Below are 7149 nucleotides of genomic sequence, written 5' to 3'. Positions count from 1 at the left end.
CTGAACATCTCAATTGTATTGGAATGGTCATGGTGGTCAAACCTCTAATCCCTCCACCCGCATAGCGGGTGGTTTTTTGTTTCGCGCGTTTCACGCACTCAACTGGCTAAAGCCATAATAAAAAAGCCGCTAAAATAGCGACTTCAATGGATCATGTTCTCGTCCCTCGGCATAACGGCTTGATTCGATTCTCATGCAGCGTTTTTACCAAACTATAACGAAACCTAAACTAAACTAAACCCAAAAACTTATCGTCTCACATTGGTCAGTGTACTTCCCCATTCACCGACTGGTTCAAGCCAGCTTACGATTCTATCATCAATAAGATTGGTAAGCGCACCTTCATACTCAGCACGATAAGGTTTAGTAAGTTCGTGTTGAATCCAACTTTCTCTTGTTCCCTGCCAAATCTCATAGATGACAAGATCATCAGCATGATCAAGATCATCGGAGACGATCGCATTGACAAAAGCAGGTTCGCTTTTGAAGTTGTTAATCATCGCAAACAGACTGTCACGGAAAATTTCTTTCTTTCCAGGTTTAATTTTGAAGCGGATATTGAGAATTACTTGATTGGTGGTTGTTGACATCACAATACACTCCTTAATTATTCTTCGGTTTCCTTCCTGCTCATAATCTCATTATGTACCATGTATTTGGACAACACCGAGATTTGAACATCCGCTGTCTTCACCATTTTTTTTGAGCTCGTAAGCTTTTTTCGAAGTTCTACTGTCCCACGTTGGTAATACACTGAGCGTTATGACCTGCCGTTTAAATGCCGACATTAGGTGCGAACATGGTGTCCTCATTAATCTCCCTTCATTTCTCTTTTGATGACTGATCCTCCTATCAAAAAAGCAGCCCCGTCAGAAGCTGCCTCATGTTATGTCTTATCTATTAATCTTATCAGTTTACGCTAACCGCCAGCTTACTTAGTATCCGGATATGGATTGATCTTCTGAATCGTTCCGTCTTCGTTGTATTTCAGCTCGGAATATTTAACACAGCGCTTGTGGTTGACGCCTTCCGACAGGGAACTGTCGTGATAGAACAAATACCACTTGTCTTCAAATTGCACAATGGAGTGGTGGGTTGTCCAGCCGATAACCGGAGAGAGAATCTCACCCTTGAACGTGAATGGTCCCATTGGGTTCTTGCCGATCGCATATACGAGCTTATGCGTGGTTCCTGTAGAATAGGAAAGGTAGTAATCGCCGTTATATTTATGCATCCAGGGTCCTTCAAAATATCTCCGGTCTTCATCCCCGGCCAGAATCGGATTCCCGTCTTCATCGACAATCGATATCTCGGCAGGCTTGCCCTGAAAGGACAGCATGTCGTCGCTAAGCAGTGCAACTTGAGGTCCAAGCGCCGGTTGGTCAGGAGCAGGTCCTTCTGCATCTGGCACGAAGCTGCCGGTCTGCCATTTCTCCAACTGGCCGCCCCAGAGTCCGCCGAAATAGATGTATGACTGATTGTCGTCATCCACCAGTACGGCCGGATCGATACTGAAGCTACCTTCCATATAATTTGGCTGCGGCGTGAACGGGCCTGCCGGAGACTCTGATGTTGCCACACCCAAACGGAAGATGCCGTCATGGTCCCGTGCCGGGAAGAACAGGTAATAGGTATTGTTCTTATAAGCGGCATCGGGTGCCCAGAGCTGCTTGGAGGCCCACGGAATATCTCTCAGATGCAGCGCTTCGCCGTGATCGACCACCGGGGAATCGAAGTTGTCCATCGAGAGGACATGATAGTCTTCCATTTTGTACTGGTCGCCGTTATCATTACTCGGCTCGTCATGATCGAGGTCATGGGAAGGATAGATGTAGATTTTACCCTCGTAGACATGGGCGGATGGGTCCGCAGTGAAGATGTGGGTTACGAGCGGCTGGTGGGGCTTAGGTGGTTGTTGTTGATTCATAAGGCATCTCCTTCGGTCTTGGAATAATAGAATCCTTCATAATAAGCAGGTCTTGCGTTCTCTGTACCGTTGCCCAAGGCGCGCAGCCCCAGGTAGACGCTGGTGAAGCCGCTGGCTGTGGCAGCGAACACGTGAAGTGCTTCATCGTCCAGCATGTAGGTATTCCCGCGCTCGGTCCAAGAATAGCACTCAAATATCCGGCGATTACGGTAATTCCTTGATGGCATCCACAGAATTAAAAGCAAGCGCTTACAATATCTAATGTTATTATATAACCCCCGCTTATTCTTTCCTATACACATAATAAAGATCTTCCCCCGAAAAAATGTACAATTCCCGCTCATCACCTGCCCGTGCTAGAGCCATGTAGATCTCAGATTCAATGTAACCAGAAAACTTAATCACTTTCAACCATTGTTATGATGTAATCCATTCTGACTGTTCTCCATTAGCTCCATCTACTATTCTCTGGATGAATGATCATGTTTTTTTTCGTGTTAACTTCTTATCTGATGAGAATCATCATGTGTTTGGAGGTGATTTTTGACCTACCTGTTTACTTGCTGATGATGACGTCAATTGACCTGTTCTTTAAATGAAACTATACTATTTAGCAAAGAAGGTGAGTAGATTGAAACAAATAAGTAGTCGCTTTTCGATGGCAGTGCATATCCTTTCCATGATCTCGCTGGACCCCCTCTATAGCACAGGCGATCGAATTGCCCGTAGCATCAATAGTAACCCTGTAGTAATTAGAAGGATTATGGCCCAGCTCAAAAAAGCAGGTTATATTGATACAAAACCAGGAGTTGCGGGGGCCTCTCTTTTGATTTCTCCTGAAAGATTAACCCTACTGAATATCTTCCAAGCAGTCGAATCTGTGGATGGAAATCAGCTTTTTAAAATTCACAAGGATACTGACCCAAATTGTTCTGTAGGAATGAACATTGAATCCATTCTATTACCCCAACTCTCTAATGCACAGAAGGCTATGGAGCATGAACTAGCATCTGTTACCCTAGCTCAGATTGTAGAGCAATTACGTACAAAGGCAAATGTAAAATAAAGCTACTCCTCTAATGGAGTAGCTTTATTTTACATTTTTTTGATTTGGCACCAAGTCAAAAAAAAGCTTGTGCAGGCTCAACATATTCAATAAAACTACCATCAGGATGTTGAACAAAAACGCTTGGACCAATAGGACCATGCTGATCTCTTACTATAAGGGTATTTTGTTTTTTTAATTCTACCTTCAATTCGTTCATGGAATCAACATACACCACGGCACGGAGTGATCTAGCAGGCTCCAAGGCCTCTGGACTTCCAGATACAATGACGTAAGGATATACTGTGGCTAAAGATAAGCCAGCTTCGGGAATATTCCACGTGCGATCCATAGATCGGTTAGCAAGAGCTTCATAATATGCAATGGTTAATTCCAGTTGCTCGGTAAAAACCGGAATAAAATGATTTATGATTTTCATGTTAACCTCCAATTTATATTTTATTTATAACCGTAATGGTTATAACTTATTTAGTTATATATAAATGTGTTAGCCTTGTCAAGCTTAGAAGGATCGACATAGTCAAAAAATATTAGAAAGCGTTTCAGTCAGTGATTCAATTAAAATGCCCGTTAGCTAAACAAAAGCAGCCGATCACGTAGATCAGCTGCTTTCTTGGTAATATTGAGCTGCAGTTACACAAATGGAGTGGAGCAGCATCTTCGGTTTATCGCAAAGAACGGAAAACCTGGTAGGTCAAAAAAAAGCCTCCAACCCTTAGCGCTTTGGGGCCGGAGGCTTCTTGATTAGACTGCGTTAATAACTAAAGCACTCAATGTGATAGGGCCTATTACAGTAGCTGTTAATCCTGGTGTCAAGGACTCAATAGATAAGGTATAGCCATGAGATCCTGCTGGTGGGTTAACATCGATTGCTTGAATAGTCGGAAGATAGTATTTCTCAAAGCCAGATTCAAGACCAAGTCGTGAATAGTAAATGACTTGACCATCGCGGAAAATTCGGAATAATACACTTCCTGTACCTACATCTCCTCTTAATCCAATAGTTGCTTTCAACTCTACAACTTGAGGATATGTGGCTGGAACATTCACTCTGACTTCCGCAAGTCCTACTCCTGCCGGAGTTAATGGGACAGGAATTTGCACCCCATCTGTAACGGGCGTAACTGTAAGACCAGAGTAACTTTCGATTTGATTTACCATGATTCTTTCATCTCCTTTTCTTGTAAGATACTATATGGTATGAGATTGATAGATTTTGGCTTGGACAAAATAATCATTTTTTGAATTATCGCATAAGAAAACTCTTTTCATTAGCTAGGATCTTCCTTTAACAGAACTGATACGCTATTTTAACGTCTTTATCGATGTATCGGCTGTGCAGCATTAAATACTTCGCTTTCTCCTATTAAAACAGCCGTGCGGAACGGAGCTATACAATTTATGTACTATAAATGAAAGAAAGTCGATATTTTCCCTCGAATTCAGTCGCTTCATTTGGATCAAGGTTCAGCCAGTAGTGACCACTAGGAACAAGTTATTGTCCTTGACTCGGGACAAGAAACTTTTACCGATAAAACAAAAAAGCCGCTAAAATAGCGACTTCAATGGGACCATGTTCTTGTCCTCGACATTGCTTCTTCATTATGGATGAGTCAGCGAATATAGGTTCGTTGACTCATCCTGCAATTTTGCAATAATAAACTAGTCCGCAATAACACCATGTTATTTAATGCATTGCGCATCTCCACTCAACTTAACATTAAGAATGATTCTTCTGTTTCTTGTTATAATACGTCTCCATCACTTGATAAATAGATTCGCTTTTGATAGGTTTACTAATGTAATCATCCATTCCTGCCTTCAGGCATCGTTCTCTATCCCCTCTTAGAGCATTTGCAGTCACTGCAACAATATATGGGCAGTCTTCAGAAGATAGACTCTCTTTGATTGCTTGAGTCACTTCAAACCCATTCAATTTTGGCATGTGCACATCCATAAACACAATATCGTATGCATTTCTCTTGACAGCCTCTAAAGCTTCTTTTCCGTCCACTGCATGATCTACGATGTGTCCCTTTTTTTCAATCATTTTACTAAGGACAAGCTGATTCATTTCATTATCCTCTGCAATCAGGATATGGAGATGGGTGTCTCTGTTATTATTCTGAGAAAACTCTATGCGTTGGCCAACTTCTTCATTGTTTATTTTAAAGCATGCTGTGAATATAAACGTTGTGCCGATTTCATCTGAATCCTCAATCCATATATCTCCATGCATGAGTTCTATCAATTTTTTGCTGATAGCCAGTCCTAATCCCGTTCCTTGCGTTTTGCGAGTCATAAAGTTGTCCAATTGGTAGAATGGCTCAAATAATTGCGGCCTTTTCTCTGCTGGAATCCCCACACCTGTATCTTTGACTTTAAACTTGAGATACACGTTTTCCTCACATTGCTCTTTAACAAGTACTTCAATTTCTATACTGCCTTCGAGAGTAAACTTCACAGCATTACCGATGATATTAGTAAGTACTTGTTTTAAACGAGAGGCATCACCATACAGCGGAACTGGAAGCCTCTCATCCAAACAAATCTGAATATCTAACTCCTTTTCTCGGATCAAAGGTTTTACAATTTGGACCGTTTCTGTCACGATTTCCCGAAGATCAAAAGGATCAACTGCTAAATCGGTTTTCCCAGACTCGATCTTAGAAAAATCAAGGATATCATTGATAATAGTAAGCAGGGAGTCGCCACTCTTTTGGATAATCTGAATATATTCCTTTTGTTCTCCGCTCAGTCCTGGGGTATCCAGAAGAAGATCTGTCATTCCGATCACACCATTCATAGGTGTTCGTATTTCATGGCTCATCATCGCCAAAAAATCGCTTTTCGCCTGATTCATCCTCTCAGCTGTTTCTTTGGCAATGAGAAGCTTTTTCTGTTCTGTAATATCCTTGGCGATTAAATAGAAACCGACATTGACATTGTTAATAATAATTGGAGCAAGTGTTGCCAATACTTCCGTTTCGCGGCCGTCCCTGTGCAAAATAGTATTCATTTTCTTTTCAGCCAAACCATAGTGACTCCGTAGAATGAGGCCTAGATTACTAGCCCCAATAAATCTTCCTATACTTTTCCCATTCATCTCGTTTACTGCATAACCTGTCATTTTTACTGCTGCAGGATTAGCGTTAATAATGTTTCCACTCATGTCGAATGAAATAATAGCATCATGATTATACTTTTTGAGCGAGGTGTAACGTTCAATGGTTTCTTGAAGCCTGAATTCGATTTGTTTCTGTTCGGTAATATCCTGAAGTACACCGTTTAACTCTATAGGCTGTTGATGTTCGTCATCAATGATTAACCCACGTAATTGGATATATTTTTCTCTGCCTTTGGTCCGAGCGCATTTAAATTCAAAAACAAATGGATCTCTTTGTTCTGCGTCTCTTATTTTTTCTCGCAAAGATGTTACATCCACACTACTCATTACCTTATAGATATCTTTTGAACAATAATATTTATCTGTGCGGTCAAGTTCAAAGATTTCCAGTACCTGTTCAGAAATGGTGATCTGATCATGAACGACATCCCATTTCCAAGTTCCAATCTTCGCCAATCGTTCTGCATTTCTGCTTATGCCTTCACGGTGCGAAAGTTTCCGTTCAGATCGGATACGATCAGTGATATCTACAATAAAGCAAATGAAGTAATGGGGTTCAGAAGCTGTTTCATCCCTAACTGGAGTTACATGAAATGAACACCATAATTCTTCGCCATTCTTTTTAATGCAGCGTCTTTCATATATGTTGTCTTTTACTTTGTTATCCAAAAGTCCAGCTTCTTCAACATTATTCTTCGAGGAGTTCTCCGGATGCGTTAAATCCTCACAGCGGATCTCCATCAGTTCTTCACAAGTGAAACCGGTCATACGGCAAAAAGCAGGATTCACTTTCAGCCAATTTCCTGCTGGAGCTATCAGAGCAACTCCAATCGGTGTTTGATTGTATAGTTGCTCGAAGCATTCATGATGATTAACCTGCTGAACCTGCATTGAGAGCTCTCCCCTACACTTAATTTTATGATATAGAGTCATTTTCCTAAAACATAATTCTTTGTACATCGAATGAACATGTGATAACTCGTTTTTAAAATATTGGTTTATATTCTACTCTTCAAATTTACCACAAAT

Annotated in this window: 7 protein-coding genes; 1 reads left to right on the top strand and 6 read right to left on the bottom strand. The window is 41.2% G+C overall.

Annotation, left to right across the window (positions count from 1 at the left end; translation table 11 throughout):
* Positions 1-248: 248 nt before the first annotated feature.
* The 3 genes from PQG66_RS06630 to PQG66_RS06620 form a co-directional block, all read right to left on the bottom strand.
* Positions 249-590, bottom strand: coding sequence for a putative quinol monooxygenase (locus PQG66_RS06630; protein ID WP_272036359.1), 342 nt, complete (start codon positions 588-590; stop codon positions 249-251).
* A gap of 341 nt (positions 591-931) precedes the next feature.
* Complete coding sequence (locus PQG66_RS06625) at positions 932-1927, bottom strand: glycoside hydrolase family 43 protein (protein WP_272036357.1); 996 nt, start codon at positions 1925-1927, stop codon at positions 932-934.
* Positions 1905-2072, bottom strand: a complete 168-nt coding sequence (locus PQG66_RS06620; RefSeq protein ID WP_272036355.1) for a hypothetical protein — start codon at positions 2070-2072, stop codon at positions 1905-1907. The genes PQG66_RS06625 and PQG66_RS06620 overlap by 23 nt, the downstream gene beginning before the upstream one ends.
* Before the next feature lie 450 nt (positions 2073-2522).
* On the opposite strand from PQG66_RS06620, the gene PQG66_RS06615 reads away from it, so the two are divergent.
* Complete coding sequence (locus tag PQG66_RS06615) at positions 2523-2993, top strand: Rrf2 family transcriptional regulator (protein WP_334220759.1); 471 nt, start codon at positions 2523-2525, stop codon at positions 2991-2993.
* A gap of 55 nt (positions 2994-3048) precedes the next feature.
* Here PQG66_RS06615 and PQG66_RS06610 read toward each other — a convergent pair whose 3' ends face one another.
* From PQG66_RS06610 to PQG66_RS06600, 3 genes are all read right to left on the bottom strand, one after another.
* Positions 3049-3411 carry a VOC family protein gene (locus PQG66_RS06610; protein ID WP_272036351.1) on the bottom strand — a complete coding sequence of 121 codons (363 nt, stop codon included), beginning with the start codon at positions 3409-3411 and terminating at the stop codon, positions 3049-3051.
* A gap of 326 nt (positions 3412-3737) precedes the next feature.
* Entirely contained in the window at positions 3738-4154 is a 417-nt protein-coding gene (locus tag PQG66_RS06605; protein WP_272036349.1) for an exosporium protein C, read from the bottom strand.
* Between the two features lie 559 nt (positions 4155-4713).
* Complete coding sequence (locus PQG66_RS06600) at positions 4714-7011, bottom strand: PAS domain S-box protein (RefSeq protein ID WP_272036347.1); 2298 nt, start codon at positions 7009-7011, stop codon at positions 4714-4716.
* Between the last annotated feature and the right edge of the window lie 138 nt (positions 7012-7149).

This window comes from Paenibacillus sp. JJ-100 (assembly GCF_948329825.1).
Taxonomy (GTDB): Bacteria; Bacillota; Bacilli; order Paenibacillales; family Paenibacillaceae; genus Paenibacillus.
The sequence above is the reverse complement of the archived record's forward strand: the minus strand, read 5'-3'. Positions and strand labels throughout refer to the sequence as shown.

Excerpts from the sequence above, each read along its gene's own strand:
- PQG66_RS06630 (WP_272036359.1), bottom strand. The coding sequence starts at position 590 with ATGTCAACAACCACCAATCAAGTAATTCTCAATATCCGCTTCAAAATT.
- PQG66_RS06625 (WP_272036357.1), bottom strand. The coding sequence starts at position 1,927 with ATGAATCAACAACAACCACCTAAGCCCCACCAGCCGCTCGTAACCCAC.
- PQG66_RS06620 (WP_272036355.1), bottom strand. The coding sequence starts at position 2,072 with ATGAAGCACTTCACGTGTTCGCTGCCACAGCCAGCGGCTTCACCAGCG.
- PQG66_RS06615 (WP_334220759.1), top strand. The coding sequence starts at position 2,523 with ATGAAACTATACTATTTAGCAAAGAAGGTGAGTAGATTGAAACAAATA.
- PQG66_RS06610 (WP_272036351.1), bottom strand. The coding sequence starts at position 3,411 with ATGAAAATCATAAATCATTTTATTCCGGTTTTTACCGAGCAACTGGAA.
- PQG66_RS06605 (WP_272036349.1), bottom strand. The coding sequence starts at position 4,154 with ATGGTAAATCAAATCGAAAGTTACTCTGGTCTTACAGTTACGCCCGTT.
- PQG66_RS06600 (WP_272036347.1), bottom strand. The coding sequence starts at position 7,011 with ATGCAGGTTCAGCAGGTTAATCATCATGAATGCTTCGAGCAACTATAC.